At 29.7% G+C, this 2,918-nt stretch carries 2 protein-coding genes and 1 pseudogene; all 3 read left to right on the top strand.

Annotated features, from left to right (window positions below; genetic code table 11):
- Window positions 1–180 (top strand): annotated as a pseudogene (locus tag C7N65_RS12425) (replication initiation protein); the annotation flags it as partial.
- A 1,222-nt stretch (window positions 181–1,402) separates the two neighbouring features.
- On the top strand, window positions 1,403–1,900 hold the full coding sequence (locus C7N65_RS12415) for a hypothetical protein (RefSeq protein ID WP_105994753.1): 498 nt from the start codon (window positions 1,403–1,405) through the stop codon (window positions 1,898–1,900).
- A gap of 274 nt (window positions 1,901–2,174) precedes the next feature.
- Window positions 2,175–2,918, top strand: a 744-nt coding sequence (locus C7N65_RS12410; protein WP_105994752.1) for a protein rep, incomplete at its 3' end; no start/stop codon positions are given.

Genomic DNA, 2,918 nt, shown 5'->3' with positions numbered 1-2,918 from the left:
AAATTAAAAAATGGCGATTTAGATTATCTTAAAGAAGTAGATCCGACAGAATATATTTATCAAATTTTTTATCACTGGAACCAAAAAGAGTACTTAGCAAGTGAAATTTTTGATTTGACCGAAGAAGAAAAAAGTAAAATTAATCATCAAATGATTGATGAAATTGACGAAGAAATTTGAGTATAAATTTTGATATTCTTTTTAAAACGTTAGCGAAAAAGCTAGCGTTTTTTTATTGAAAATTGCTAAAAAACGTTTGGGTACATTTTGGGTACAGGCACAAGATGTAGGGGGACATTTTGGGTACAAAAGCAAAAAATGATTGCACTTTAGAAATCGCTGTATCCCTTGAAATGTCTGGCTTCGCCAGACCATACATTTTTAAATGTATGCATATTTCCCTTATGCTCTTACAAAGCATTTTGTACAAAATCAAGATTTCGGTGTTTTTTACAGAAATTTGCCCCTGCAGGAACTAAAAACCGGACTCACTTTTTGAAGGATTTTATGCAAAATTTTAGTTTGCATGTAACTGGGCCAGTGTCTAAAAATCGTCACTGGTTTTGCTAAAAATTTGTGATGTGAAATCAAAATATATTTATTTGGCTCTTATTTGCGTTTTAAGGGCTTATATAAGTTTTTAGGTACAAAACTATAAAATAACTCCTAATTCTTCAAAATGCCCCTTAAAGTTAAAAATAAGGGAATTTAAAATTTAAATAGTTCTTGTGATAAGTTTTATTTAAAAAAGGAGCTTTAAATATTTTGGAGTTTTTGTATGTTTGTAAAAAAATCATAGATATTTTAGTTGCTTTAGCAACAATTTTTGAAGAAAAAACAGCGAAATTATTAGTTAAAATCACAAAGAAAGAGAAAAAATAGAATGTGGCATTTATGCCGAGAAAATTTATTGATCAATGAGAAGAACCCTTAACTAAACTTGAAGACGAATGTCGGCATAGCGTGAGCTATTAAGCCGACCATTCGACAAGTTTTGGGTTTGTTAAGGGTTCAGAGGCTCGTTGTCAATAAAGCAATTGGAATAAAGCAAATAGTTGCATTATTTTTTTAGTAAAGTAACTGTTAACATAATTAGTATTATTAAGGTTATCAATATTATGATACTGTTTATTATATTTACAATCATTTTAAATCTTTTCTTATTTTTATATTCAGGACTTTTGTAAAGGAGTATGTAATACATCACTAAATTAGCTGTAAACATACCGAATATAGAAGTTAAAATACCAAAATGTAATTCCATGAAACCGGATTTTATTAAATAGAATGAAAAGGAAATTAAAAGGAATAATAAGATTTCGTAAATTAATAATATCATGTTTTTATCTCCTCTGACTTAGTGTTAGTTTAAATGTGTAAACTAAATTTGGAGGTATTGAAATTGAAAAAATCTATTGTTGTATCTTTATCTAGTTTAATTTTAGCTACAGGTGTAGCATCTCCTGTGGCTAATGCTAATGAAAATGTTAGTAATAATCAATCTTCTAATGTACAAAATAACGTTAATGTAAATAGCGAAAGAATTGCTAGAGAGTCTGCTCAAGCCAATGGTGCTGATCTAAAGAAATATGATTCTAAGCGAATGGAACGTGGAAAGACAAACTGGACTTTAAAAGGGGCTAAGGAAGTATTATCTAGAAATAAAGCGAAAATCAATGGTGCTATCAAAACTGCAATTAATAAATTGCCTTTAAGTAATGCTCAAAAGAAAAAGTGGGTTTCTGTAATTACAATTGATGGGCTTATTAAATATTTGAATCAAATCACTAATTTTACTGGAAGTATTGAAGATGCAGCTCAAGGTTGGTTAACAAGCATTGGTGTTCCTGGATGGATTGCGCAAGTAATTGTACAAACGATTTCATTCTTTTTAGTCTAATAAAAAACTCCGAGTTTTTCTCGGAGTTTTTTATCTTTTGAAACGAGTTGAAAACGAGTTTCTTCTTGTCTTGATACTATAGGTAACTATTACAATGCGAACTTATACCTTTCAAACCGTTGATATAACTGGTTTGAAACAAAAAAAAGTTGCTTTTTCGTACCTATTAATGTATTGTTTAAGGTGTCTAATCTAAAACTATACAGGAAGGAGAAAAAGCAACTTTTTATATGCATTGTTTTGTAAAAAACAAGGTTGTTTTGTGTGATATATCATGGACAAGTATACTGAGAAAAAACAAAGAAATCAAGTATTTCAAAAATTTATTGAGAGACATGTGAGAGAGGGACAGATGTATTTGATAAAGGACTGTAATACATTTTTATCATTTGTTGCTGATAAAACTCTGGAGAAAAAGAAGCTATATAAGTCGAATTTATGTAAAAACCGGTTCTGTCCTGTATGTGCTTGGCGAAAAGCCCGTAAAGATGCATTGGGATTATCTTTAATGATGCAGTATATCAAACAAGAAGAACAAAAAGAGTTTTTATTTTTAACTCTAACCACTCCTAATGTGAAATCAGATGATTTAGAATCTGAAATTAAACATTACAATCAATCTTTCAGACGCTTAAGCAATCGTAAAAAATTCAAATCGATAGCTAAAGGTTATGTAAGAAAATTAGAGGTTACTTATAATCAAAAGCGTGATGATTATAATCCGCATTTCCATGTTTTAATTGCTGTTAACAAATCGTATTTTACAGATAAACGGTATTATATTAGTCAAAAAGAATGGCTAAATTTATGGCGAGATGTAACGGGCAACGATGAAATCACACAAGTACATGTTCAAAAAATCAAACAGAATAACAACAAAGAATTATACGAAATGGCGAAGTATTCTGGTAAAGATAGCGACTACTTAATTAACCAAAAAGTGTTCGATACATTTTATAAATCACTCAAAGGGAAACAAATTCTTGTTTATTCTGGACTGTTTAAAGAGGCAAGAAAG

The sequence above is a fragment of the Staphylococcus simulans genome (genome assembly GCF_002994445.1).
Classification (GTDB): domain Bacteria; phylum Bacillota; class Bacilli; order Staphylococcales; family Staphylococcaceae; genus Staphylococcus; species Staphylococcus simulans_B.
The sequence above is the reverse complement of the archived record's forward strand: the minus strand, read 5'-3'. Positions and strand labels throughout refer to the sequence as shown.